This window comes from Enterobacter sp. 03-F-07-AD-ECC (assembly GCF_047530935.1).
In the GTDB taxonomy this organism is placed as follows: domain Bacteria; phylum Pseudomonadota; class Gammaproteobacteria; order Enterobacterales; family Enterobacteriaceae; genus Enterobacter; species Enterobacter cloacae.
The window spans coordinates 149,876-174,124 of record NZ_JBLKBZ010000002.1; the positions used below are offsets into that span (position 1 = coordinate 149,876).

Here is a 24,249-nt window from a genome sequence, read left to right on the forward strand (position 1 = left end):
ATATCGGGCCTGATGTGCAGATTAATGAGCGGCTTTTCGCGGTCGGCTGGCATAAAGACAGAAGAGGATGGAGCTGGTGGCACAAAACGCCATCGCCCACAGCATTGGCCAGGCCGTGTTAAAGGTCGCCATTGAGAGTAACGCCCCCACCACGGCACCAATCCCGAAGCGGAACGTCCCCGCCAGCGATGAGGCGGTGCCAGCCATATGCGGGAACTCATCAAGGATAACCGCCATCGCATTGGATGAGATCATCGAGACGCAGCCAACAAAAGCGGCAACCCCCACCACCAGCGCCCAGAATCCCACGTCGAAAAACGCGCTGACCACCAGCCAGATAGCCATCACAAACTGGATCCACAGCCCGGCACGGAACATGTTCAGTGCTCCAATCCGGCGAACAAAGCGGCTGTTGATGATGGTCATGATGAACAGGAACACAATGTTCAGTGCAAAGTAATACCCAAAGTGCTGAGGGGAAACGTGGTTCAGCTCAATATAGACAAACGGCCCGGCGCTCAGGAAGGAGAACATGCCGGCAAAGCTGAAGCCGCTTGCCAGCATGTAGCTCAGCACGCGCTTGTGGCGGAACAGCGAGGCAAAATTCCCCATTGTGGTACGGATGTGGAATTTCTGGCGGCGCTCGACGGCTAACGTTTCATCAATAAAGAAGAAAATCATCGCCGAGGCCAGCAGTGCGGCAAGCGCCAGGATCCAGAAAATGGCATGCCAGCTGAACCATACCAGCACCGCGCCACCGGCCATCGGCGCCACCAGCGGCGCAATGGTGGTTACCAGCATGACAAACGACATCATGCGGGAGAACTCTTCTTTCGGGTAGATATCACGCATCAGGGCGTTAATCACCACGCTTGCCGCCGCCGCCGCGAGGCCGTGGAATAAACGCATCACGATCAGCTGATCGATACTCTGTGCCAGCGCACAGGCCACGGCTGCGGCTGCAAAGATCAGCGTTCCGCCCAGAATAACCGGCTTACGTCCGAGGCTGTCGGCCATCGGGCCATAAAACAGCTGGCCAAGGGCAAAACCGAGAATATAGGTACTGAGCGTCATCTGTGCGCTGCCTGCCGGTACGCCAAACTGCGCCGAAATCACCGGCAGCGCAGGCAGATACATATCAATCGACAGCGGCATCAACATGGCCAGCAGGCCAAGAATGAACACAATTTTGAAAGACGAGTGTGGCCTGGTGGTCACAGGGTTCTCCTGAAATTAATGCGAGGGCAGACCGACGCTGGCGATCTCTTCTTCCGTCAGCGGGCGATATTCGCCAGGCGCCAGATCGGGATCGAGTTCAATTGCCCCAATACGTTCACGATGCAGACCCACAACGTGGTTACCCACCGCGGCGAACATACGTTTCACCTGATGATAACGCCCTTCGCTGATGGTCAGACGGACTTCGGTCGGGGTAATGACTTCCAGCACCGCCGGTTTGGTGAGGTCTTTTTCATTATGCAGCTGAACGCCTTTGGCAAATTGTTCTGCCGTGTCATCTGCCACCGGCGATTCCAGCGTCACCAGATAGGTTTTTTCACAGTGATGTCGCGGAGAGGTAATGCGGTGGGACCACTGACCGTCGTCGGTCATCAGCACCAGCCCCGTGGTGTCGATATCGAGGCGGCCAGCCGCATGCAGCTTGTGTGCAACCGGTTCGTCGAGGAAATAGAGCACCGTCGGGTGATCCGGATCGTCCGTAGAACAGACGTAGCCTTCCGGCTTATTGAGCATGAAATAGCGCGGGCCGTGCTGCTGGGTGAGCGGGTTGCCGTCATACTCCACCTGATGGTCAGGTTGCAGTTTGAACGCGCTGTCTCTCACAATGTCGCCATCCACGGTAACGCGGCTGGCGCGGATCTCGCGCCCGGCAATAGCACGGCTTACGCCGAGTTGCTGAGCGATAAACTTATCAAGTCGCATGAAATCTTTTTAGCCTTAATGGTGCTGGAAGTCGGACAATGCGTCCGAAAAAGAAGCAGTCAGGAACGGTTCAGTATAATGGTCTGGTTGCGCCACTCAAGGGAAAAAGTTTCGTGGCATACTATATGCGGAATAACGATACAGAGACCCCATGACTTTTACACTTCGCCCCTATCAGCAGGAAGCCGTTGACGCCACCCTGGCCTGGTTTCGCAAACACCGTGAGCCCGCGGCCATTGTGCTCCCGACTGGCGCAGGCAAAAGCCTGGTGATCGCCGAACTTGCCCGCCTGGCGCGCGGCCGCGTGCTGGTGCTGGCGCACGTCAAAGAGCTGGTTGCGCAAAACCATGCCAAGTATTGCGCGCTTGGTCTGGAGGCCGATATCTTCGCCGCCGGGCTAAAGCGGAAAGAGAGCCACGGCAAAGTGGTGTTTGGCAGCGTGCAGTCTGTTGCCCGCAACCTTGAGCTGTTTCGCAGCGAATTTTCGCTGCTGATTGTCGACGAGTGCCATCGCATCAGTGATGACGACGATAGCCAGTATCAGCAAATCCTCACTCACCTGAAAGAGGTGAACCCTCACTTACGCCTGCTGGGCCTGACGGCAACCCCGTTTCGCCTGGGTAAAGGCTGGATTTACCGCTTTCATTATCACGGTATGGTGCGAGGGGATGAGAAGGCGCTGTTCAGCGACTGTATTTATGAACTTCCGCTGCGCTATATGATTAAACACGGCTACCTGACCCCGCCTGAACGGCTGGATATGCCGGTCGTCCAGTACGATTTCAGCCGCTTACAGGCGCAGAGCAACGGTTTATTTAGCGAAGCGGATTTGAACCAGGAGCTGAAAAAGCAAAAGCGCATCACTCCGCACATTATCAGCCAGATTGAAGAGTTCGCTGAAACGCGCAAAGGGGTAATGATTTTTGCCGCCACCGTTGAGCATGCGCGCGAAATCACCGGCTTACTGCCCGCTGGCGACGCGGCGCTGATCACCGGCGAGACGCCCGGCCCGGAGCGCGACAGCCTGATTGAGGCGTTTAAAGCGCAGCAGTTTCGCTATCTGGTAAACGTCTCGGTGCTCACCACCGGGTTTGATGCCCCCCACGTCGACCTGATTGCTATTCTGCGTCCGACCGAATCGGTCAGCCTGTATCAGCAAATCGTTGGCCGCGGTCTGCGTCTGGCTCCCGGTAAAACCGACTGCCTGATCCTGGATTACGCCGGTAACCCGCACGATCTCTACTCGCCTGAAGTGGGTACGCCGAAAGGAAAAAGTGACAACGTGCCGGTACAGGTCTTCTGTCCTGCCTGTGGCTTTGCCAACACCTTTTGGGGCAAGACGACGGCTGACGGTACGCTGATCGAACATTTTGGCCGCCGCTGTCAGGGCTGGTTTGAAGATGATGAAGGGCATCGCGAGCAGTGCGATTTCCGTTTCCGCTTTAAAAACTGCCCCCAGTGCAACGCTGAAAATGATATTGCCGCCCGCCGCTGCCGCGAATGTGACACGGTTCTGGTCGACCCTGATGACATGCTGAAGGCCGCGCTGAAGTTAAAGGATGCCCTGGTGCTGCGCTGCTCTGGCATGGTGCTGCAACCGGGAGCGGATGAAAAAGGCGAATGGCTGAAAATCACCTATTACGATGAGGACGGTGCCGACGTCAGCGAGCGCTTCCGGGTGCACACTCCGGCTCAGCGCACGGCTTTCGAACAGCTCTTTATCCGCCCGCATACCCGCACACCGGGCGTACCGCTGCGCTGGATAACCGTAGCGGATATCGTGCATCAGCAGGTGCTGCTGCGCCATCCGGATTTTGTTGTCGCCCGCAAGAAAGGCCAGTACTGGCAAGTCCGTGAAAAGGTTTTTGACTATGAAGGCCGTTTTCGTCGGGCCAACGAACTGCGTTAACGACAGGCAGGCCTTGAATAGGAAACGATTGTTTCCTATTATGCATTATCGTATTGCAACAGGACTCACTCATGTCACGTCTTCCCGGTCGCCCGCGTGAATTTGACACCGACGCTGCCATCGACAGCGCCCTGCTCGTTTTCCGCGAGCGCGGCTATCATGCTACCTCAATCAAAGAGCTGAGTGACGCGACGGGCCTTACGGCGGGAAGCCTGTATAAAGCCTTTGGCAGCAAGAATGGCCTGTTTCTCGCGGCGTTCGACCGTTACATCCGGACGCGCAGCGCCGCCCTGCGCCAGCGTACCGAGGCGGCACGCAGCGGGCGAGATAAAATCGCGGCGGTGTTACGTTTCTACGCCGAGAGCAGCCACGGTCCAGAGGGCATACGCGGCTGTCTGGTGGTCGCCAGCGCGACCGAGCTGGCGGTTTTTGATGAGGCAACCGCGCAGTACATCAAAGCCGCCATGCAGCGTACCGAGCAGTTGTTACTCGAACTGGTTCAGGAAGGCCAGCGGGACGGTAGCCTTTCCCGCGCGCTGCCCACGGAGCAAACGGCACGTAATCTTTTCGCGCTGCTGCAGGGTTACCGCGTGATCGGCAAAAAAGGCCTGTCTGAGGACGAAATCAATAGCGCCGTTAACGCGGCACTCAGCCTGCTCGGCTGAGTTTTTTTAACCAATTAGGAAACGATTATTTCCTATTATTCTGGATATCGTTATGACCATGCCCATCGCCCCGCAGCACCACTTCACGCTCATCAATGGCATCCGCACGCACTACGTCACCGCCGGAGAACAGCACGCGCAGACGGTTGTCCTGCTGGCAGGTTTCCCCGAAAACTGGTACGCCTGGCGCCATGTTATCCCTGTGCTGGCCGAGCGTTACCATGTGATCGCCCCGGACTTACCCGGACAGGGTGATACCGATTGTCCGTCAGAGGGGTATGACACCCACACCCTCGCCAGCCATGTTCATGAACTGCTGACCCAGCTTGGCGTGCATCGCTACTATCTGGCCGGTCACGACGTGGGAGCCTGGGTTGCCTGGCCTTATGCGGCGATGTACAGCGATGAGGTGATAAAGCTGGCGCTGCTGGACGCCGGCATTCCGGGTGTTACCTTACCCGATGCCCTCCCCGTCACCGCGGACCGCGCCTGGCGCACCTGGCATTTTGCCTTTCACGTAATTGCAGACCTGCCTGAATTCCTCATCAGGGGCAAAGAACGTGGCTATCTGGAGTGGTTTCTGCGTCGCAAAGCGGCGAATCCCCTCACCTTCAGCGAGGCAGATCTTGACGAGTATCTGCGCATTTTTACGCGCGAAGGTGGCTTGCGCGCAGGGCTGGCTTACTATCGCGCTGCCGCCCTCTCCGCCGCGCAAAACCGGGCGCTTAGCGAACGGGGTAAACTCTCCGTTCCCGTTCTGGCACTCAGTGCCGATCAGGGTTCGATTCCTGATATGGCCTCGCCGCTGAGGGCGTTTGCAGAACGCGTTGACGGGCACGTGATCCCCCGTTGCGGCCATTTTCAGCCAGAAGAGCAGCCTCAGGCCGTCGCCGACGCCCTAAGCGGTTTTTTTAGTGGGGATTAATTCATTGCCCTGAGGTGGATTGGGGGCTATAATGCCGCCCGCTTTTGCATCCGCAAAGCAGAACACTCACCTGCTGCTGGGTCGCCTGTAGTAGGGTTTTAAATACAGAGAGAAATCAATGTTCACTATCGAAGCAGAAGTACGTAACGTGCAGGGTAAGGGTGCGAGCCGCCGCCTGCGTACCGCTAACAAGTTCCCGGCTATCGTTTACGGTGGCGAAGCTGCTCCAGTTTCTATCGAACTGGATCACGACAAAGTATGGAACATGCAGACCAAAGCTGAATTCTACAGCGAAGTTCTGACCATCGTTGTTGGCGGTAAAGAAGAAAAAGTGAAAGTTCAGGCTGTTCAGCGTCACGCGTTCAAGCCAAAACTGACTCACATCGACTTCGTTCGCGCGTAATCGCAAACATGTCGAAAAAAAGCCCCGCTTCGGCGGGGTTTTTTTATGGCGGTTATTTACCGCCAGCGGTGCGACGCTGCAGCTGATCGCGCAGGTTGGGTGGCGTACCTTTAATGGTCAGCGTATCGGTGGCCGGATCCCAGAAGATACGTTCCCCCAGCAGCATGGCATCAAAGTTGATGGTTAACCCGCCGCCGCTTCCGGCAAATTTGGTTAACTGACGCAGCGTACTGCGATCCGCCGGGAAGCTCTCTTCCAGCTCATACCCTTTCTCAGCGGTAAATTCCTGGAAACTGACTTCACTGACGCCGGCCAGCTCTTTTGACAGCGACTCCAGCTCAATCTCTTCCCCCGCCTGCAGCTGTTCGTTGCAGTAGCTGTAAACCTGCTGACGCACGTTCTGGCGCTCAGATTTATCGAGCTGCGCTTCCGCCGTGAAGTCATCCACCGCCTGCAGCAGCCCTTTGTTCTGCGCTTTGGCGTTGAGACCTTCGCTGGCACCGAGGAAGTCCATAAAGAAATCGGCCACTTTACGGCCAACACGCCCTTTGAGGAAGGTCAGGTAGCGCGTCGACTCCGGATTGGTTTCCCACTCGGTCAAATCAATACGCGCAACGATATCCGCATGGTTGATATCCAGATAATGGGTGGAGCTGATATCCAGCTGCTCATTCACGCGCATACTGCTTAAATTGTTCAGCACGGTGACCAGCAGATACTCGACCGCCAGGTAGCGATAGTGGCAGAACAGAACGATACCGCCGTCGGCAAACGGGTATTTTGCCAGTTCGTCGCGCAGACGTCCGGTTGCCGCGCGGCTAAACGCCAGGAAATCTTCTTCACCCTGACGTTGCAGGCGCAGGCTATCAGCCAGTTCACTCTCGTCGCTGAACAGACCATAGGCTTTATTTTTTGCACTGTAGACGCGGTGCAGTTCCGCCATCATTTCCACAACGGTTGCCGTGGGTTCCAGTAACGAATCGCGCAGCACCACTTCAAGGGTTTGCTCATCACGCTTGATAAGCTGGTGCAAGGCAATCTGGTTGATTTCCAGACTCATGATAAACTCTCCTTTTAGACCGGGCGGTATTCAACCACCACCAGGACATGTGTGCAACAACTGATAAAAAAGGGGAAAAAAAGCTGTTGCTACGGTAATATGTTGCCCTTTCATCAACAAACTGATTTTGATTTATGCCACAACATTCCCGCTACAGTGATGAACACGTTGAACAATTGCTCAGTGAGCTGGTCAACGTACTGGAAAAACATAAAACACCGACCGATCTCTCCCTGATGGTTTTGGGAAATATGGTCACCAACCTTATCAATACCAGCGTTGCTCCGGCTCAGCGTCAGGCGATCGCCAAATCTTTCGCCCAGGCTTTACAGTCTTCCGTTAGCGACGACCAGGCCCATTAAGGGAAACGAACAACAGTTTATGGTGACGAATCGTCAGCGCTACCGTGAAAAAGTCTCCCAGATGGTCAGCTGGGGGCACTGGTTTGCCCTGTTCAACATTCTGCTGGCGACGCTTATCGGCTGTCGTTATCTGTTTGTCGCAGACTGGCCGACGACGCTAACCGGGCGTATTTACTCCTGGATAAGCGTTGTAGGGCACTTTAGCTTTTTGGTTTTCGCCACCTATCTGCTGATCCTCTTCCCGCTGACGTTTATCGTCATGTCGCAGCGTCTGATGCGATTTTTATCCGCCATCCTTGCAACGGCAGGGATGACGCTGCTGCTTATCGACAGTGAAGTGTTCACCCGCTTCCACCTGCATCTCAATCCCATCGTCTGGGAGCTGGTGATTAACCCCGATCAGAACGAAACGGCCCGTGACTGGCAGCTGATGTTTATCAGCGTCCCGGTGATCCTTCTGATAGAGATGCTGTTTGCCACCTGGAGCTGGCAAAAACTGCGCAGCCTGACCCGCCGACGCCATTACGCGAAACCGGTGGCCGCGATCTTTTTCGTCTCCTTTATCAGTTCGCACATCATGTATATCTGGGCGGATGCGAACTTCTATCGCCCGATCACCATGCAGCGGGCGAACCTGCCGCTCTCTTATCCAATGACGGCGCGTCGTTTCCTTGAGAAGCACGGGCTGCTGGACGCGCAGGAGTACCAGCGTCGTCTGATTGAGCAAGGGAATCCGGAAGCGGTTAGTGTGCAGTATCCGCTGAGCGATCTGCGCTATCGCGATATGGGACGCGGACAGAATGTCCTGCTGATCACCGTCGATGGTCTGAACTACTCCCGTTACGAGAAGCAGATGCCTGCGCTTGCCGAGTTCGCCAGCAAGAACGTGACGTTCACCCAGCATATGAGCTCCGGCAACACCGCCGATGCGGGCATTTTTGGCCTGTTCTATGGCATTTCAGCCGCCTACATGGACGGCGTGCTTTCTGCGCGCATTCCTGCAGCGCTGATCACCGGGCTCAATCAGCAGGGATATCAGTTAGGGTTGTTCTCCTCAGACGGCTTTAACAGCGCGCTGTACCGCCAGGCGCTGCTGTCTGATTTCTCCCTGCCAGCCGCAGAAAGCCAGTCGGACGAGCAGACCGCCAGTCAGTGGATTAACTGGCTGCAGCGTTATGCGCAGGAAGATAACCGCTGGTTCTCCTGGGTTGCCTTTAATGGCACCACGCTCGATGACAGCAATCAGAAAGGCTTTGCGCGCCGCTACAGCCGTGCAGCAGGCAATGTTGATGACCAGATTAGCCGCGTGCTTGATGCCTTACGCGAATCCGGCAAGCTCGAAAACACCGTGGTGATCGTGACGGCAGCCCACGGCGTACCGCTGGGCGACGAAGCGAAGAGTATGAGCTGGTCGCGGCCGAATCTGCATGTTCCGCTGGTGATCCACTGGCCGGGCACCCCCGCTCAGCGCATTAACATGCTCACCGAACATAAAGATGTGATGACCACGCTGATGCAACGACTGCTGCACGTCAGTACACCGGCAAATGAATATTCACAGGGGCAGGATCTCTTCAGCGCCACGCGTCGCCACAACTGGGTCACGGCAGCGGGCAATGATACGCTGGCGGTCACCACGCCAATGCTGACGCTGGTATTGAACAATAACGGAAACTACCAGACGTATAATCTGCAGGGTGAACGGCTGAAAGACCAGAAACCGCAGTTGAATCTGCTGCTACAGGTTCTGACGGATGAGAAACGGTTTATCGCTAACTGATTAATTATAAACCAGTTAGCCTCAGATTCCCTTGCATTCAAAACGGAATCGAGTAGTATTCATTTCATGCGTCGGCACGTAGCGCAGCCTGGTAGCGCACCGTCATGGGGTGTCGGGGGTCGGAGGTTCAAATCCTCTCGTGCCGACCAAAACTATTTAAAAACCAGCCATATGGCTGGTTTTTTTGTGCACAAAAAAAGCCAACCCGCAGGCTGGCTTTTGAGATCGCAAGTGAACGCTTAGTGCTTGTCGCGCCCGCCAAGGAAGAAAATACCCAGCGGAATGGCAAGCAGGACGGTGAACACCAGGCTGTAAACGAAGATCATCGCCGACTGCAGGACATACATGCTGGTCGTCCACGCAGAGAGTGGAATGTTGTACTGTTCGATGACGCCGACAATGGTTGCCCGGCCCACGCACGCGGCCGCAATCATAAACACAACCAGCAGCGCCAGGAGGAACTTACGGCCTTCAGGTGTTTTCAGTTTTGCACGAATCATCTCTCTTCCCTTTACAGATGAATAACATTATTTATGCCTTAAAATAACACGATCTGCCGCCAGACTCCACCGAAGTACAAACCACCACAAAAATGGCACTGAATTAGCTCATTACACTGCTTTTATTGAAAATGTAAGTAAATCACGCTAATCATACATGGGCGTTATGCTAATCTCTTCAGGATGGTTTTGACATAAAGGAATGACTGTGAAAAACGCACCTAAATTTGCCCTTGCCCTGATCGCCGCCGCGTGCGTCAGCACCAGCGCCTTCGCAACTGAAAGCCAGAAGGTACAACCTCTGGAAAAAATCGCGCCTTATCCGCAAGCGGAAAAAGGCATGAAGCGTCAGGTGATCCAGTTACCGGCTCAGCAAAATGAAGCGAATTTCAAAGTGGAACTGTTGATCGGCCAGACGCTGGAAGTGGATTGCAACCAGCATCGTCTCGGCGGACAGCTGGAAAGCAAAACGCTGGAAGGCTGGGGCTACGACTACTTTATCTTTGATAAAGTGACGTCACCGGTTTCCACCATGATGGCCTGCCCGGATGGCAAGAAAGAGAAGAAATTCGTGACCGCGTATCTGGGTGATAACAGCCTGTTACGCTACAACAGCAAGCTGCCAATCGTGGTGTATACGCCGGAAAACGTGGAAGTGAAATATCGCGTGTGGAAGGCGGATGAAAACATCGGACAAGCGGTAGTACGTTAAGAATAAGTCGGGTGGCGGCTTCGCCTTACCCGACCCGGAATGGGTGTGCTCTGGTGCCCTCACCCCAACCCTCTCCCACCGGGAGAGGGAGAAAACACTAAAAACGGTAACGGATGTTACCGTTTTGCTTTTACCTTACAGCGCGATATCCGCCACCGGTTTGTTTTCTGCCTGCGGCTTCAGCTCCGCTTTTGGTGCAGCATCAGCAGCCTGCGGCTTAACGTATTGCAGCTGCAGCACGCGGCTGGTGTATTCCAGCTCCTGCTCCGTCGCGTCCACGTTACCGTTCAGCTTCGTACCGTAGGATGGAATAATCGTTTTCAGCTTCGCCTGCCATTCCGGCGTGGCGACTTTATCTTTAAACACTTTTTCCATCAGGTGCAGCATGATAGGTGCAGCGGTAGAGGCGCCAGGGGAAGCCCCCAGCAGGGCGGCAATAGTGCCGTCTTTATCGCTTACCACTTCGGTACCCAGACGCAGCACACCGCCCTCTTTCGGATCGCGTTTGATGATCTGTACGCGCTGACCCGCCTGCCACAGACGCCAGTCTTCTTTCTTCGCCTGCGGATAGTACTCTTTCAGCGCCTCGAAGCGTTCTTCATCAGAAAGCATCACCTGGCTAATCAGGTATTTCACCAGATCGAAGTTATCCAGACCGACATCCATCATTGGCTTCACGTTTGAGGTGGTGGTTGCGCTCAGCAGATCCCACAACGAGCCGTTTTTCAGGAACTTAGTGGAGAAGGTTGCAAACGGCCCGAACAGCACCACACGCTTACCATCAAGCATACGGGTATCGATGTGTGGAACGGACATTGGCGGCGCCCCCACGGAGGCCTGACCATACACTTTTGCCAGATGACGGTTCACCACTTCCGGGTTTTCCGACACCAGGAACTGACCGCCCACCGGGAAGCCCGCGTAGTCGTCCGCTTCCGGAATACCGGACTCCTGCAGCAGTTTCAGCGCCGCACCGCCCGCACCAATAAAGACAAACTTTGCCTTGATAACGTGCTCGGCTTCGTTGTTTTTCAGATCGGCAACGGTCACGCTCCAGCTGTTGTCAGCGTTGCGCTTAAAGCCACGCACTTCGGTGCTGAGCTGCAGATTGAAGTTCTCTTTTTTCTTCAGAGAAGCCACCAGCTGACGGGTGATTTCGCCATAGTTGACGTCAGTACCAATCTCAGTACGGGTTGCCGCCACCTTCTGGTTCGGGTCACGACCTTCCATCACCAGCGGTGCCCACTCTTTGATCTGCGCGTGATCTTCAGAATATTTCATGCCGCGGAACAGCGTGCTCTGCTGCAGCGCCGCGTAGCGCGCGCGCAGGAAGTTCACGTTCTGCTCGCCCCACACAAAGCTCATGTGCGGCACGGTGTTGATGAAGGAGTGCGGATCGTGCAACACGCCGCTGTTCACCTGGTGAGACCAGAACTGGCGAGAAATCTGGAATGCTTCGTTGATCTCTACCGCCTTCTCGATACTAATGGAACCGTCCTTTTTCTGCGGCGTATAGTTCAGTTCCATGAGTGCCGAATGTCCGGTACCGGCGTTATTCCAGCCGTTTGAGCTTTCCTGCGCCACGCCATCGAGGCGCTCGACCATGGTCATTGACCAGTCCGGCTGAAGCTCTTGCAGATAGGTTCCCAGCGTGGCGCTCATGATGCCGCCGCCAATTAAAAGGACGTCCGTTTCCTGCTCTTTTGGTGCGTCAGCTTTCGCCGCCATGGAGACGGTGTTCAGCCCCACGGCCAGAGAAAAGAGCATGGCAGTCATTTTTTTCATAATTTTGCCTTAGTTGAGTAGTGCTTGAAGCGTGGAAATTGCAGGTGAAAAAAGCTGCGGGGGGAACGGTAGCAACTTTTAAATATTGTTTAAAGGTTACGAAATTATTGTAATTGTGAAATTTAATGATGGATTGTTTGTGTGGGATTGCCGGATGAAACTGGCAAGGCGCGTTATTTCTGGTTACTATGCTGCACTTTGTGATCGCGCGCACGGAAGCCCGCCCTAATCTGCGAATTGTTATGTCATTACCCCATGCTTCTCTTTCCCGTGAAGACCAGGTCGCCACGGTGCTGCGTTCCCCTCAACTGCTGCTACGCGAAACGCTGGCAGGCGTAATCACCGCTCTGGCCCTCATTCCTGAGGTGATCTCCTTTTCCGTGGTCGCAGGCGTTGACCCAAAGGTCAGCCTGATTGCCTCTGTGGTGCTGTGTCTGACCCTTTCAGCGTTCGGCGGTCGTCGTGCGATGGTCACAGCAGCTGCGGGCTCCGTCGCGCTGGTGATTGGCCCGATGGTGCATCAGCACGGCGTGCAGTACATCCTGCCGGCGGTCCTGATGGCGGGGATAATCCAGATTCTGTTCGGCGTGCTCGGAATGGCGCGCCTGATGCGCTTTATTCCCCAGTCGGTGATGACCGGCTTCGTAAATGCGCTGGGATTGTTAATTTTCTTCGCGCAGGTTCCCCATTTCTGGAGCCGCAGCCCGCTGATTGTGGGTCTGTTCGTGCTGACGCTGCTGATTGTGCTGTGGGTGCCGCGTTTTGTTAAAAGCATCCCGTCACCGCTTATTGCGATTGTACTGCTCACCCTGTTCACCGTGACCAGCGGACAGGTTCTCCCGACTGTGGGGGATGAAGGTTCTATGAGCAGTGGTTTGCCAGGGATGACGCATCTGCTCGTCCCGCTGAATATGGAAACGCTCAGCATCATCTGGCCATGCGCGCTGAGTATCGCTTTTGTCGGCCTGCTGGAATCACTGCTGACGGCAAAACTGGTGGATGAACTGACCGCGACGACGTCCAGCAAACGCCGTGAAAGTATCGGCCTCGGCGCAGGGAATATTCTTGCCGGGTTGTACGGCGGTATCGCGGGCTGTGCCATGATCGGACAAACCATCGTCAACGTGGAGATGGGCAAAGGTCGCAGTCGCGTCTCAACTTTTGCAGCGGGCATGGTGCTGCTGGTGCTGGTCACCGCCCTCAGTGAGGTGATGGCAAAAATCCCGATGGCCGTTCTGGCCGGGATCATGGCGATTGTTGCCATCAAAACGTTTAACTGGCACAGCCTTCAGCCTGCCACGTTAAAAAGTGCGCCCATTGCCGAAACGGTTGTGATGCTGATTACCGTTGCAGCAACGGTTTCAACCGGTAACCTGGCCATTGGCGTACTGGGCGGGATTATTGTGATGGCCCTGCTTCCCGCCCGGCTCAAGCGTCGGCTTAAAGAAGAAAAATCGTTGCAAGCCCAAGAAAAATAAAGAAACCGCCGGTATCGGTGATGGCGGTAATCATCACGCTCGACCCCACCGCGGGGTCGCGCCCCAGTTTGGTCATCGTCAGGGGGATAATGACCCCCATCATGGAGGCCACCAGCAGATTCAGCACCATCGCCAGCATCATCACCCCGCCTAACGCCATATCATCGTACAGCCACCAGGTAATGCCGCCCATAATGCCGCCCCACACCAGGCCGTTAATCAGCGCCACCCCCATCTCCCTGAAGATCAGGAAGGCGAAGTTACCCGGCTGAATGTTCTCCAGCGCCAGCGCGCGGACGATCATGGTAATGGTCTGGTTGCCGGTGTTGCCGCCAATGCCGGCCACAATCGGCATCAGCGAGGCCAGCGCGACCAATTGTGAAATGGTGTGTTCAAAGCCGTCGATCACCCGGGAGGCGATAAATGCAGTGCAGAGGTTAATGGCGAGCCATGCCCAGCGGGTTTTCACTGCCTTGCCGACGGAGGCGTGGACGTCATCTTCGGCGCTGATCCCGCCGAGCGCACGTAAATCGTTATCGGTCTCTTCGTAAACCACGTCAACGATCTCATCGATGGTCAGACGCCCCATCAGTTTACCCACAGAATCTACGACCGCCGCGCTCACAAGGTCGTCACGTTCGAAGGTACGGGCCGCTTTTTCCGCGTCGTCTTCCGGGGAGAAGACCATCGGCTCGGTTTCCATCACCTCACTCACCCGCCGCTGGGTGCTGTTGAGCAGGATCGTTTTAAGCTCCAGCTCGCCAAGCAGGGTTTTATCCCGGGAGGTGACGAACAGTTTATCGGTGTTGTCCGGCATGCTGCCCAGGCGACGCAGATAGCGCTGCACCGTACCGAGAGTCACATCCGGGCGCACCATGATGACGCCAAACTCCATAATGGCGCCCACGCTGTGTTTGTCATAGTGCATCACCTGACGCACGCGTGCCCGCTCTTCCGCAGGCAGCGAAGCCAGCAGTCGCCCGGTCAGGTTTCGCGGCAGGTGCTGAACGAGGTAAATCTGCTCGTCAATGTCCAGCGTCTGCAGGGCATCGAGGATATCCCGGTCGCTCATCTCATCAATGAGATCGTCCCAGACGTTTTCAGAGGCTTCCAGCAACACCTGCCCGCGCTCGTGATCCTGCACCAGCCGCCACAGGGCGTGACGCTCTTCCGAGGGGAGGGCTTCCAGGGTATCCGCCAGATCCGGCGGAGGTAAATGAGCAACCAGCGCACCTACCTCAGCAATATCGTCGGCCAGCGTGCCGACATCATATTGCTCAGCCAGGGTCAGTTTGCCCAGTAACGCAGAGGTGACCGCTTTATCCGTCGTGAGGAGCCAGATGAGACGCGCACGTTCCTGGTCGCGCTGCCTGGCACTGTTTTTCTTTAAAACCGACATTAATCATAAATCCATGAAATAAGTTGGCTTTAAGCATAGCGCGGAGATATGTAAATAAGAATAAACAACGGGGCGGGATGGAGAAAAAATCGGCATAACATGCACGATTTATCCCCTCTCCCCGTGGGAGAGGGTTAGAGTGAAGGCTTCAGGCCGTGCGCGCCACCGCATCGCGAGACGCCGCATCGCGCTCTTCACCGGTCAGCTCGCTCAGCTTGCCGTCACGCATCTCCAGCAGCCGGTCGGCGTGAATGAAGTAGTGATCGTCATGGCTGATGGCAAAGATGGTTTTGCCCATCGCCTGCATCAGCGGCAGCAGCACCTGGTAGAACTCGCGGCGGAAATGCGGGTCCTGATCCGCTGCCCATTCGTCCAGCAGAATGATGTCGCGCTCTTCCGCCAGGGCCAGCAGCAGCGCCACGCGCTTTTTCTGGCCTTTCGAGAGCTTCAGGTTGAGGATCTTGCCGTCCTGCAGCTCAAGCTTGTGCGACATCTGCAGATGCGCCAGCCACTTCTCCACCAGCGCCGGGTTAGCCTGTTGCCCTTCCGGCCCCAGCAGCTGATCGAAGAGCCAGACATCGGTGAATACCGCCGAGAACAGCTTGCGATAATCCTCAGGCTTCTCTGCGTTGAGCGCGCGGCCATCCAGCAGAATGTCACCCGATTGCGGCTGATATAACCCCGTCAGCAACATCGCCAGCGTCGATTTCCCGCTGCCGTTACCGCCAATGAGAAACAGCAGTTCGCCGCGATGAATCGTCAGATTGACCGGCCCCACGGAAAAGGCGTTGTCCTGGTAGAGGAATGTGACGTTACGCAGTTCCAGCGTTTGCCAGTTCGGGAAGGCCTGAGGGCGCGGGAACTCGGCTTTGAACGGCGCAAGGTCGAACTTTTTGAGCTTATTAAACGCCACCTGCGCGCTCAGCAAGGTGGGCAATGCGCCGACGGCAGAGAGCAGCGGTGTGCGCAAAAACAGCAGCGTCAGGGAGTAAGTTGCCGCTACATTGGTATCGGCCCAGCCCAGGCTGTTGGCCATCCAGAAGACCAGGCCAATCGCGCCCAGCATCATAATGTTCGACCAGTTAACCGCGCTCAGGTGGAAGGTATCGGCACGGATAATATGGTGCCGGTATTCACGCGCGTCCGGGATGTAGAGGTTGTTGAAGATATGCTCGGCACGCTCGCGGTTAAGGGTCAGCTCTTTACGCCCTTCCAGTACCGTCTGGTAATCGTTATAGAGTTTGTCCTCGGTTTCACGCAGTACCGCCATGTGTTTGTAGACGCGGGAAACCAGCAGGAAACCACCCCAGATGGTGATAGTAATCCACAGTGCCGTAACGGCCAGCATCTTGCTGGAGAGCCAGGCGAGATAGGCCGCCGAGCCAACGGTCAGGATAATGCCCTGTACCAGCTCCGGCAGACGGACAAACGCAATGGTGATGGCGCGCACGTCGCTGGTCAGTCCCGCCAGCAAAGAGGCACTGCCGAGCTGCTCGACGCGCTCCACCTGGGTATCCAGGATACGCTTGATAAACTCGCTGCGCAGGCGGAAGACGAAATGATGCCCGAGGGCCGTCAGCGCCAGCTGGGAACCCAGCGTGACCGCCATCAGCAGCAATAATAGCCCCAGGAATTCCGGCAGAACGGACAGCGAGGTGTCGACCATTTCGATCAAACGCACGTTGATGAAGGCGATAAGACCAATACCTAATGCGGCGCTGGCAAGGCTTAGCGCCATTACCGCAATAAAGGGCCAGCGATACTGACGCCAGACAAGAAGAAGTAGTTGCATGCAGGCAATCCGGACAATAAAAATCAGCCAGCAGTGTAAACTGCCCTGCGTTTACATCAAGAATAATTCTTATTTTTGTTTGCCTGGCGCGGTCTGGCGGAAAGTCAGGTTAAAGCGGAACTCGCCCGTCTGCGGATGGACGCCAGGCTTCAGTGGCTGAATGCCGTGGTAATAGAGCCGCGACTCCCTGCCCCACACCACCACATCCCCATGCTCCAGCATCAGACGCTGGAGAGGATCGTTGCGGCGTAATCCGCCGAACTGGAATATGGCGGGCAGACCCAGGGATACCGAGACGATCGGCGCACGCAGATCGGGTTCATCTTTATCCTGATGCAGCGAGAGTTTCGCCCCAACGCCATAGCGGTTGATAAGACAGGCATCCGGTTGAAAATCGGGATAGGTGGCCTCGACGGCGGCATCATGGCAGAGCGCCTGAAAAACCGCAGGCATGGGCGGCCAGGGCTTGCCGGTGACGGGATCGTCCGGGGCATAGAGATAGCCCCGTTCGTTGGTTGCCCATCCTGCCGTACCGCAGTTAGTCATCGCCACCGACATGGTGTAGCCGCCAGGCGTCACCATATGTCGGAATGGCGAAACGGCCGCGACGTCATGGATCCCGGCCAGCAGCGCCGAGGCCCGGGAGAGTGCAAACCGGCGCAGGATCACTGCACCAGGCGCTAGCGGCTCCTGCCAGGGTTCTGCATCCGCAAAGAGATCGAGCATTATCCCTCCTGATTCCTGGACTCACGTTTCAATAATAGCGCCTTTCGTTCCGTCCCCCAGCGATAGCCCGAAAGCGCTCCGTCCTGGCGTACAACACGATGACAAGGGATGACGATCGCCAGTTTATTTGCGGCACACGCTGCGGCCACCGCACGTACCGCGCCAGGTTTGCCAATCGCCTGCGCCACCTGCTGGTAGCTTGCTGTTTCACCGCAGGGAATATTGCGCAGGGCCTGCCAGACCTGCTGCTGGAAAGCGGTTCCGCGAATATCCAGCGGCAGAGCCAGCGGCACGCCACGGTTATCGATGGTATGGATAACCTGAGCAATACGTCGGGCAAATTCGCCTTCCAGCGGCGCGCGCTCCGCGTCCGGAAACAACGACAAAATCTCCTGGGTGACTTTGGCATCATCATCGCCCAGCAATATTGCGCAGATCCCCCGCTCGCTTTCACCCACCAGACAGCGGCCTAAGGCACACTCGCTGATGGCATAGCGCACTGCGACATCCCCTTTACGGTACTGCTTTGCCGTCATGCCCAGCGCGTCGTTGGCTTTACGATAGTAGCTGCTGCTGTCCGGAAACCCTGCCGCCAGCACGGCATCGGTTATTTTATCCCCGTGGGCGAGCGCATCGCGCAGGCGCTGCCCTCGCGCTGCCTGCTGCCAGGCTTTTGGCGTCATCCCGGTTACGGATTTAAACAGGCGGTGAAAATGGAAAGGACTCATGGCAACCTGCTGCGCCAGCATTTCCAGCGTTAACGCGGGATCCTGCTCCAGCAGGCGGCAGGCGCGCTCCACTTTTGCCAGCTTCTCTTCCTGCGGGTCGCGTTTGTCCGGTCGGCAACGCTTGCACGGCCGAAACCCTGCCTGAACAGCATGGTGCACATCGGGGTAAAAGTGGACATTTTTACGCAGCGCGTGTCGGGCGCGGCAGGACGGACGACATACGATCCCTGTCGTCTGGACGGCAAAGACAAATTGTTCGTCAGCACGCGGATCGCGGGTCAGCACAGCCTGCCAGCGATCCTCATCGGTCATATAGGTCGGGTTTTTCATCATCGGCTCCTCTTACAAGCATACCTACAGCTTGCCTGAGCGCCAGCAATCAAAAACCCGCAACCTTGCTTTTTAATTCTTTTCGCTCACCAGGAAGCTGTCGAACTGCGGTGAACTCCAGGTCTTAAAGCCGTCGGCCTCTTTGGTGATCATATACACCGCCAGCCCTTGCTGGCGAACCACCTCTTTGGCTTTCTCAGTACCGAGCACCATTAACCCGGTATCCCAGGCATCGGCTTCCAGCGCCGTCGGGGCAATCACCGTAACCGAGACCAGATTATGCGTAATGGGTCGCCCGGTCTGGGGGTCAATGACATGCGAGATCCGCTTCCCGTCGAGCTCGTAATAGTTACGGTAGCTGCCGGAGGTGCTGATGCCATGGCCGTTAATATCGACAATCGCCTGCACCGCATTTTGCTGGTCGGTCGGTTTTTGAATCGCCACACGCCACGGTTTGCCGCTGGCGTTCATCCCCCGGCTGACCAATGCGCCACCCACGGAGACCAGATAACGCGGGATGCCTTCCTGAGCCATCAGTGCGGCCAGATGATCCGCCGCATAACCTTCCCCGACTGTCGACAGGTCAACAAACAGATCGGGGATGTCTTTTTGCAGATACTGCTGCCCGTACTGGTTGATCACCGTCAGGTGCTGAAGCCCTGTCCGGGCGCGGGCGTCGTCAATGGCCGCCTGATCGGGGGTGGTCACCGGCTGCTTATTTGGGCCGAATCCCCAGAGGTTAACTAACGGCCCCACGGTCACGTCCATCGCACCGTGGGTTTTATAGCCCACGCGCATCGATTCGGTCACGATATCGGCCATCTCCTCGCTCACCGGCCACAGGGACGTGCTGGTAGAGAGGTTAAAGCGCATCAGCGCCGAGTCGTTTTTGTAGGTGGATAGCAGCTGATCGTCGGCATCCAGCTGAGACTGAATTTTGCCGCGAAGTTCTTCTGCGCGTGCTTTATCAAGGTTCATTACGCTGACGCGCCAGAATGTCCCCATCGTTTTGCCTTCCAGCACCGTCGCCGCTGGCGCGTCGGTGTGTGCCACAGGCGTGGAAGAGTCACATGCGGTCAGGAAAAAAAAGGTTGCCAGGACGCTGGCGCGTAAAAAAGTCATGTCCATTCATTATTATCCTCATGCCAGGGCGGCAAGAGTACACCAAAACGCGGGAATTGAAAGGCCTTAAAAAAGGCAATAAAAAGGGGCCAGCCGGCCCCTTTGTTACACTGAAAAGCGATTAGAACTGGTAAACCAGGCCCAGTGCTACGATATCGTCAGTGCTGATACCTGCGTTACGGGTGAACTCTTTGTCATCCAGCAGGTTGATTTTGTAGTCCACGTAGGTAGACATGTTTTTGTTGAAGTAGTAAGTCGCACCCACATCAACATATTTCAGCAGATCCTGATCGCCGTAACCTTCAATGTCCTTACCTTTGGACTGCAGGTATGCCACGGAAGGACGCAGGCCGAAGTCGAACTGGTACTGAGCAACCACTTCGAAGTTCTGCGCTTTGTTGGCCCAGCCTTGATCACCGATGCGAGTTGCGTTATAGGTCTGAGTATACTGAGCAGCCAGGTAGATGTTGTTAGCGTCGTATTTCAGACCGCCGGTGTAGGTTTCAGCGCGATCGCCGTTACCTAAGCCGTAGTCATTCTGAGAGTTGGTACGTTTAGAGCTGCTGATGGCAGTACCGATACCGAAGCCTTCGCCCAGGTTATAAGTGATAGAACCGCCAACGCCGTCACCGTTCTGACGCAGTTCATTACGACCATTGTTAGTCTGGTCTTCACCACTCACGCTACCGTTTTTACCCTGATACTGAACAGCGAAGTTCAGGCCATCAACCAGGCCGAAGAAATCGCTGTTACGGTAGGTCGCGAAGCCGTTACCACGCTGCTGCATGAAGTTGTCAGAACCGTAGGTGTCGCCGCCAAATTCTGGCAGAACGTCGGTCCAGGAAGTCACATCGTAAACAACACCGTAGTTACGACCGTAGTCGAAAGAGCCCGCGTCACCAAATTTCAGACCGGCGAACGCCACACGAGTCCAGGAGTTGTTTTCGTTCTCACCAGAGTTACCCTGAATCTGGTATTCCCACTGGCCGTAACCGGTCAGTTGATCGTTAACCTGAGTTTCGCCTTTGAAGCCAAGACGCATGTAGGTCTGGTCGCCATCCTGACTGTCGTCATCAGAGAAATAGTGCAGACCATCGACTTTGCCATACAGATCTAATTTGTTGCCGTCTTTGTTGTAAATTTCAGCCGCATTTGCTGCGCCTGCTACCAGCAGTGCTGGTACCAGGAGGGACAGTACTTTAACTTTCATTTTATTAACCCTCTGTTATATGCCTTATTATTACCACTGCTTACCGGTTAACCCTCTTAACCAGTCGGCAATTTCATTCTCCTCAAAATTACAGAATAATCCAACAGGAATATGATACGAAAACTTTGAAAATGTTTCATTTCACTATCAAGATGTTTCAATTTGTAAACATCAAGGAACTTTTACAAAGCACAAAGCGCTTAAGAAATTAGCACTAATAATCAAACGAAAATATACGCCCATAAAAATCATGCAGTTACAATAGAAAAATTTACAGCACTGAATGACAAAACAAGATCGTGCGTAATCACTAAAATAACTCTCGCTATCATCATTAACTTTATTTATTACCGTCATTCAGCTTTGAATGTCTGTTTATCCCTAATTCAACCGAATGCTTCGCATTCGGTTTTTTTTTACCTTTCTTTACGTAATTATTCTTTTTTTTGTGCTACCGCACAGAAATCATAACGACTATTAACTAAATTCGCCTGAAACCCCTTCCGCATAAAACGCAACGCAACAAAACATAATTTCTTGTTTATTCGTGCTATTCTCTGTCCGATATCGAGCGTAATCTGTACATTCACCTCGGGTATGTACACATTTAATACAGACCATTCAGTAGTACTCACAGAGGAAAAAGTCGCGTGTTCAAAGGCTATGAGGCTGGAAATTCAGTTATTACCCTTTATACTGCCCTATCGCCATAAAGCACGGCCATTACGGGTTAAACATATCAATGAGTCAGACTGAAACTACCGCCCCGAGCAAATTCTCCCTTCTCCCCGGGAGCATCACCCGTTTCTTTCTTCTTTTGATCGTTGTGCTGTTGGTCACGATGGGGGTTATGGTTCAGAGCGCGGTGAACGCCTGGCTGAAGGATAAGAGCTATCAGGTCGTTGATATCACGCATGCCGTGCACAAGCGCATTGACACCTGGCGCTACGCCACCTGGCAGATTTACGACAATATCGCGGCCGCCCCGGCGACGTCCTCAGGCGAAGGGCTGCAGGAAACGCGACTGAAGCAGGACGTTTACTACCTGGAAAAGCCGCAGCGCAAAACGGAAGCGCTTATTTTCGGCTCGCACGACAGCGCGACGCTTGAGATGACGCAGCGCATTTCAACCTATCTCGATACCCTCTGGGGTGCCGAGACGGTGCCATGGTCGATGTACTATCTGAACGGTCAGGATAACAGCATGATCCTGATCTCAACCCTGCCGCTTAAAGATCTCTCCTCGGGTTTTAAAGAGACGACCGTGGGCAGCATTGTCGATTCCCGCCGGGCAGAAATGCTGCAGCAGGCGAACGCCCTTGATGAACGCGAAAGTTTCTCTTCCCTGCGCCGTCTGGCCTGGCAAAATGGCCATTACTTTACCCTTCGCACCACCTTTAACCAGCCAGGACATCTGGCGACGGTTGTGGCGTTCGATCTGCCGATTAACGATCTGATCCCGCCGGATATGCCGCTCGACAGCTTCCGCCTGGAGCCGGACAGCAGTACCCAGAACATGCGTGCTGCCTCGGATAAAGAGGCCGCAGAAAGCGTTTCTATCTCCTTTAACGGCTCGAAGATTGAAATTGCCTCTTCGCTGAACTCAACCGGTATGCGCCTGGTGTGGCAGGTGCCGTTTGGCACATTGCTGCTCGACACCCTGCAAAATATCCTGTTACCGCTGCTACTGAATATTGGGCTACTGGCGCTGGCGCTGTTTGGCTACAGTACGTTCCGTTTCCAGCCCGGGCGTCAGAGCGATGCCTCAACGGTCCCGGCCGGAACCAGTAATGAATTGCGCGTATTACGTGCCCTGAATGAAGAAATCATCTCAGTACTGCCGCTGGGTGTGCTGGTTCACGACCAGGAAGCCAACCGCACGGTGATGAGCAATAAAATTGCCGACCATCTGCTGCCGCATCTTAACCTGCAGAACATCACCACCATGGCGGATCAACATCAGGGGGTGATTCAGGCCACCGTCAATAATGAACTGTACGAGATCCGTCAGTTCCGCAGCCAGGTCGCCTCCCGCACGCAGATCTTCATTATTCGCGATCAGGATCGCGAAGTGCTGGTGAACAAAAAACTGAAGCAGGCGCAAAGACTGTATGAGAAAAATCAGCAGGGTCGCGCCGCGTTTATGCAAAATATTGGTGATGCCTTCAAACAGCCATTAAGAACGCTGGCGACGCAGGCGGCGGCGTTGAGCACGCCTGAAAGCCAACAGCTGGCAAGCCAGGCGGATTCGCTGGTGCGGATGGTGGATGAGATCCAGCTCGCGAACATGCTTGAGAACGACTTCTGGAAAGGCACGCCGACCCTCTTCTCGATTCAGGATCTGATTGACGAAGTGGTGCCGGAAGTTCTGCCGGTGATTAAGCGCAAAGGTCTGCAGCTGCTGATCAACAACCATCTGCCGGCCAACGACGAACGTCACGGCGATCGTGAGGCGCTGCGTAGAATTCTGCTGATGATTATTCAGTACGCCGTCACCACCACGCAAATTGGCAAAATCACGCTTGAGGTCAATACCGACGAGTCCGCGGAGGATCGTCTGACGTTCCGTATCCTCGATACCGGTGAAGGCGTTACAACCAGTGAGATTGATAATCTGCACTTCCCGTTCCTGAACGATACCCAAAGCGATCGCTACGGTAAGGCTAATGCTCTGACCTTCTGGCTGTGCGATCAGCTGGCGCGCAAGCTTGGCGGCCATCTGAACATTAAAGCCCGTGAATCGCTTGGCACCCGTTATTCGCTGCACGTAAAAATGGCCGCCAATCCTCAGGAAGAAGATGAAGAACGCCTGCTGGACGATGTGGTTGTGATGGTGGATGTGACTTCGAACGAGATCCGCAATATCGTGGTACGCCTGCTGGAAAACTGGGGTGCGGCCTGCATCACGCCGGATGAAAGACTCTCAAGTCAAGAATTTGATCTGTTTTTAACTGATAATCCGTCTAATCTTACTGCCTCCGGCTTGCTTTTAAGCGATGATGAGCCAGGCGTGCGAAAAATCGGCCCAGGCCAGCTGCGCGTCAACTTTAATATAAGCAATGCGATGCAGGAAGCTGTACTACAACTAATAGAAGAGCAACTGGCGCAGGAAGAGATAGCGGAATCCCCGTTAGGCGGCAATGAAAATGCCGAGCTTCACGCCAGCGGATATTATTCACTCTTTGTTGATACAGTACCAGATGATGTTAAGCGGTTGTATACTGAGTCCGCTGCGAATGATTTTGCAGCGCTGGCGCAGACAGCACACCGGCTTAAAGGGGTGTTTGCCATGCTTAATCTGGTTCCCGGCAAGCAGTTATGTGAAACGCTGGAACATCTAATTCGTGAGAAAGATGCCTCTGGCATTGAAAAATACATCAGCGACATTGACGCCTACGTCAAAAGCTTGCTGTAGCAAGGTA

20 protein-coding genes and 1 tRNA gene are annotated in these 24,249 nt (G+C 55.0%); 10 read left to right on the top strand and 11 right to left on the bottom strand.

The window, feature by feature from the left end:
• Positions 1-21 precede the first annotated feature (21 nt).
• Together ACMWKA_RS03560 and rsuA are read right to left on the bottom strand one after the other, a co-directional pair.
• Positions 22-1,218, bottom strand: a complete 1,197-nt coding sequence (locus ACMWKA_RS03560; RefSeq protein WP_038420224.1) for a Bcr/CflA family multidrug efflux MFS transporter — start codon at positions 1,216-1,218, stop codon at positions 22-24.
• Between the two features lie 15 nt (positions 1,219-1,233).
• The gene (rsuA, locus tag ACMWKA_RS03565; RefSeq protein ID WP_013097990.1) at positions 1,234-1,941 is read right to left on the bottom strand and encodes a 16S rRNA pseudouridine(516) synthase RsuA; all 708 of its coding nucleotides are present in this window, start codon (positions 1,939-1,941) and stop codon (positions 1,234-1,236) included.
• Positions 1,942-2,092: 151 nt separating this feature from the next.
• Here rsuA and ACMWKA_RS03570 point away from each other — a divergent pair, with 151 nt between their 5' ends.
• The 4 genes from ACMWKA_RS03570 (at position 2,093) to rplY (ending at position 5,843) form a co-directional block, all read left to right on the top strand.
• Positions 2,093-3,850 carry a DEAD/DEAH box helicase gene (locus tag ACMWKA_RS03570; protein WP_029883093.1) on the top strand — a complete coding sequence of 586 codons (1,758 nt, stop codon included), beginning with the start codon at positions 2,093-2,095 and terminating at the stop codon, positions 3,848-3,850.
• Positions 3,851-3,921: 71 nt separating this feature from the next.
• Positions 3,922-4,515: a TetR/AcrR family transcriptional regulator gene (locus ACMWKA_RS03575; RefSeq protein ID WP_062934667.1), complete on the top strand. Its 594-nt coding sequence runs from the start codon at positions 3,922-3,924 to the stop codon at positions 4,513-4,515.
• 52 nt (positions 4,516-4,567) lie between these two features.
• Positions 4,568-5,440, top strand: coding sequence for an alpha/beta fold hydrolase (locus tag ACMWKA_RS03580; protein WP_414759994.1), 873 nt, complete (start codon positions 4,568-4,570; stop codon positions 5,438-5,440).
• Between the two features lie 118 nt (positions 5,441-5,558).
• A complete protein-coding gene (gene rplY / locus ACMWKA_RS03585; RefSeq protein ID WP_013097994.1) occupies positions 5,559-5,843 on the top strand; it encodes a 50S ribosomal protein L25 in 285 nt (94 codons plus the stop codon).
• Between the two features lie 52 nt (positions 5,844-5,895).
• On the opposite strand, the gene yejK is transcribed toward rplY, so the two are convergent.
• Positions 5,896-6,903 (bottom strand): nucleoid-associated protein YejK, encoded by a 1,008-nt coding sequence (gene yejK / locus ACMWKA_RS03590; RefSeq protein ID WP_013097995.1) that lies wholly within the window; start codon positions 6,901-6,903, stop codon positions 5,896-5,898.
• Positions 6,904-7,037: 134 nt separating this feature from the next.
• Here yejK and ACMWKA_RS03595 point away from each other — a divergent pair, with 134 nt between their 5' ends.
• The 3 genes from ACMWKA_RS03595 to ACMWKA_RS03605 all read left to right on the top strand — a co-directional run bounded on the left by ACMWKA_RS03595 (position 7,038) and on the right by ACMWKA_RS03605 (position 9,194).
• Entirely contained in the window at positions 7,038-7,265 is a 228-nt protein-coding gene (locus ACMWKA_RS03595) for a YejL family protein (RefSeq protein ID WP_001135586.1), read from the top strand.
• Between the two features lie 19 nt (positions 7,266-7,284).
• Positions 7,285-9,045: an LPS biosynthesis-modulating metalloenzyme YejM gene (gene yejM / locus ACMWKA_RS03600; RefSeq protein WP_020690103.1), complete on the top strand. Its 1,761-nt coding sequence runs from the start codon at positions 7,285-7,287 to the stop codon at positions 9,043-9,045.
• A 72-nt stretch (positions 9,046-9,117) separates the two neighbouring features.
• Positions 9,118-9,194, top strand: a tRNA-Pro gene (locus ACMWKA_RS03605).
• 90 nt (positions 9,195-9,284) lie between these two features.
• On the opposite strand, the gene ACMWKA_RS03610 is transcribed toward ACMWKA_RS03605, so the two are convergent.
• A complete protein-coding gene (locus ACMWKA_RS03610) occupies positions 9,285-9,545 on the bottom strand; it encodes a DUF2534 family protein (RefSeq protein WP_013097997.1) in 261 nt (86 codons plus the stop codon).
• 202 nt (positions 9,546-9,747) lie between these two features.
• Here ACMWKA_RS03610 and eco point away from each other — a divergent pair, with 202 nt between their 5' ends.
• Positions 9,748-10,257, top strand: coding sequence for a serine protease inhibitor ecotin (gene eco / locus ACMWKA_RS03615; protein WP_029883097.1), 510 nt, complete (start codon positions 9,748-9,750; stop codon positions 10,255-10,257).
• A gap of 135 nt (positions 10,258-10,392) precedes the next feature.
• On the opposite strand, the gene mqo is transcribed toward eco, so the two are convergent.
• Complete coding sequence (gene mqo / locus ACMWKA_RS03620; RefSeq protein WP_020690675.1) at positions 10,393-12,042, bottom strand: malate dehydrogenase (quinone); 1,650 nt, start codon at positions 12,040-12,042, stop codon at positions 10,393-10,395.
• 188 nt (positions 12,043-12,230) lie between these two features.
• Between mqo and ACMWKA_RS03625 the strand changes: the two genes are divergently transcribed.
• Positions 12,231-13,520 (top strand): SulP family inorganic anion transporter, encoded by a 1,290-nt coding sequence (locus ACMWKA_RS03625; RefSeq protein ID WP_347481683.1) that lies wholly within the window; start codon positions 12,231-12,233, stop codon positions 13,518-13,520.
• Here ACMWKA_RS03625 and mgtE read toward each other — a convergent pair.
• From mgtE to ACMWKA_RS03655, 6 genes are all read right to left on the bottom strand, one after another.
• Positions 13,483-14,919, bottom strand: a complete 1,437-nt coding sequence (gene mgtE, locus ACMWKA_RS03630; RefSeq protein ID WP_013098001.1) for a magnesium transporter — start codon at positions 14,917-14,919, stop codon at positions 13,483-13,485. The genes ACMWKA_RS03625 and mgtE overlap by 38 nt on opposite strands.
• Positions 14,920-15,067: 148 nt before the next feature.
• A complete protein-coding gene (locus ACMWKA_RS03635; RefSeq protein ID WP_414759995.1) occupies positions 15,068-16,711 on the bottom strand; it encodes a multidrug ABC transporter permease/ATP-binding protein in 1,644 nt (547 codons plus the stop codon).
• Positions 16,712-16,780: 69 nt separating this feature from the next.
• A complete protein-coding gene (gene alkB, locus ACMWKA_RS03640; RefSeq protein ID WP_045903369.1) occupies positions 16,781-17,437 on the bottom strand; it encodes a DNA oxidative demethylase AlkB in 657 nt (218 codons plus the stop codon).
• The gene (gene ada / locus ACMWKA_RS03645) at positions 17,437-18,495 is read right to left on the bottom strand and encodes a bifunctional DNA-binding transcriptional regulator/O6-methylguanine-DNA methyltransferase Ada (RefSeq protein ID WP_414759996.1); all 1,059 of its coding nucleotides are present in this window, start codon (positions 18,493-18,495) and stop codon (positions 17,437-17,439) included. The genes alkB and ada overlap by 1 nt, the downstream gene beginning before the upstream one ends.
• A 72-nt stretch (positions 18,496-18,567) precedes the next feature.
• Entirely contained in the window at positions 18,568-19,623 is a 1,056-nt protein-coding gene (apbE, locus tag ACMWKA_RS03650) for an FAD:protein FMN transferase ApbE (RefSeq protein WP_013098005.1), read from the bottom strand.
• A gap of 115 nt (positions 19,624-19,738) precedes the next feature.
• Positions 19,739-20,827 (bottom strand): porin OmpC, encoded by a 1,089-nt coding sequence (locus ACMWKA_RS03655; RefSeq protein WP_038420237.1) that lies wholly within the window; start codon positions 20,825-20,827, stop codon positions 19,739-19,741.
• Between the two features lie 742 nt (positions 20,828-21,569).
• On the opposite strand from ACMWKA_RS03655, the gene rcsD reads away from it, so the two are divergent.
• Entirely contained in the window at positions 21,570-24,242 is a 2,673-nt protein-coding gene (gene rcsD / locus ACMWKA_RS03660) for a phosphotransferase RcsD (protein ID WP_032618586.1), read from the top strand.
• The last annotated feature ends 7 nt before the right edge of the window (positions 24,243-24,249 follow it).

What these genes read in the sequence shown, in the direction of transcription:
- rsuA (WP_013097990.1), bottom strand. Translation starts at nt 1,941, where the DNA reads ATGCGACTTGATAAGTTTATCGCTCAGCAACTCGGCGTAAGCCGTGCT.
- ACMWKA_RS03570 (WP_029883093.1), top strand. Translation starts at nt 2,093, where the DNA reads ATGACTTTTACACTTCGCCCCTATCAGCAGGAAGCCGTTGACGCCACC.
- ACMWKA_RS03575 (WP_062934667.1), top strand. Translation starts at nt 3,922, where the DNA reads ATGTCACGTCTTCCCGGTCGCCCGCGTGAATTTGACACCGACGCTGCC.
- ACMWKA_RS03580 (WP_414759994.1), top strand. Translation starts at nt 4,568, where the DNA reads ATGACCATGCCCATCGCCCCGCAGCACCACTTCACGCTCATCAATGGC.
- rplY (WP_013097994.1), top strand. Translation starts at nt 5,559, where the DNA reads ATGTTCACTATCGAAGCAGAAGTACGTAACGTGCAGGGTAAGGGTGCG.
- yejK (WP_013097995.1), bottom strand. Translation starts at nt 6,903, where the DNA reads ATGAGTCTGGAAATCAACCAGATTGCCTTGCACCAGCTTATCAAGCGT.
- ACMWKA_RS03595 (WP_001135586.1), top strand. Translation starts at nt 7,038, where the DNA reads ATGCCACAACATTCCCGCTACAGTGATGAACACGTTGAACAATTGCTC.
- yejM (WP_020690103.1), top strand. Translation starts at nt 7,285, where the DNA reads ATGGTGACGAATCGTCAGCGCTACCGTGAAAAAGTCTCCCAGATGGTC.
- ACMWKA_RS03610 (WP_013097997.1), bottom strand. Translation starts at nt 9,545, where the DNA reads ATGATTCGTGCAAAACTGAAAACACCTGAAGGCCGTAAGTTCCTCCTG.
- eco (WP_029883097.1), top strand. Translation starts at nt 9,748, where the DNA reads ATGACTGTGAAAAACGCACCTAAATTTGCCCTTGCCCTGATCGCCGCC.
- mqo (WP_020690675.1), bottom strand. Translation starts at nt 12,042, where the DNA reads ATGAAAAAAATGACTGCCATGCTCTTTTCTCTGGCCGTGGGGCTGAAC.
- ACMWKA_RS03625 (WP_347481683.1), top strand. Translation starts at nt 12,231, where the DNA reads ATGCTGCACTTTGTGATCGCGCGCACGGAAGCCCGCCCTAATCTGCGA.
- mgtE (WP_013098001.1), bottom strand. Translation starts at nt 14,919, where the DNA reads ATGTCGGTTTTAAAGAAAAACAGTGCCAGGCAGCGCGACCAGGAACGT.
- ACMWKA_RS03635 (WP_414759995.1), bottom strand. Translation starts at nt 16,711, where the DNA reads ATGCAACTACTTCTTCTTGTCTGGCGTCAGTATCGCTGGCCCTTTATT.
- alkB (WP_045903369.1), bottom strand. Translation starts at nt 17,437, where the DNA reads ATGCTCGATCTCTTTGCGGATGCAGAACCCTGGCAGGAGCCGCTAGCG.
- ada (WP_414759996.1), bottom strand. Translation starts at nt 18,495, where the DNA reads ATGAAAAACCCGACCTATATGACCGATGAGGATCGCTGGCAGGCTGTG.
- apbE (WP_013098005.1), bottom strand. Translation starts at nt 19,623, where the DNA reads ATGGACATGACTTTTTTACGCGCCAGCGTCCTGGCAACCTTTTTTTTC.
- ACMWKA_RS03655 (WP_038420237.1), bottom strand. Translation starts at nt 20,827, where the DNA reads ATGAAAGTTAAAGTACTGTCCCTCCTGGTACCAGCACTGCTGGTAGCA.
- rcsD (WP_032618586.1), top strand. Translation starts at nt 21,570, where the DNA reads ATGAGTCAGACTGAAACTACCGCCCCGAGCAAATTCTCCCTTCTCCCC.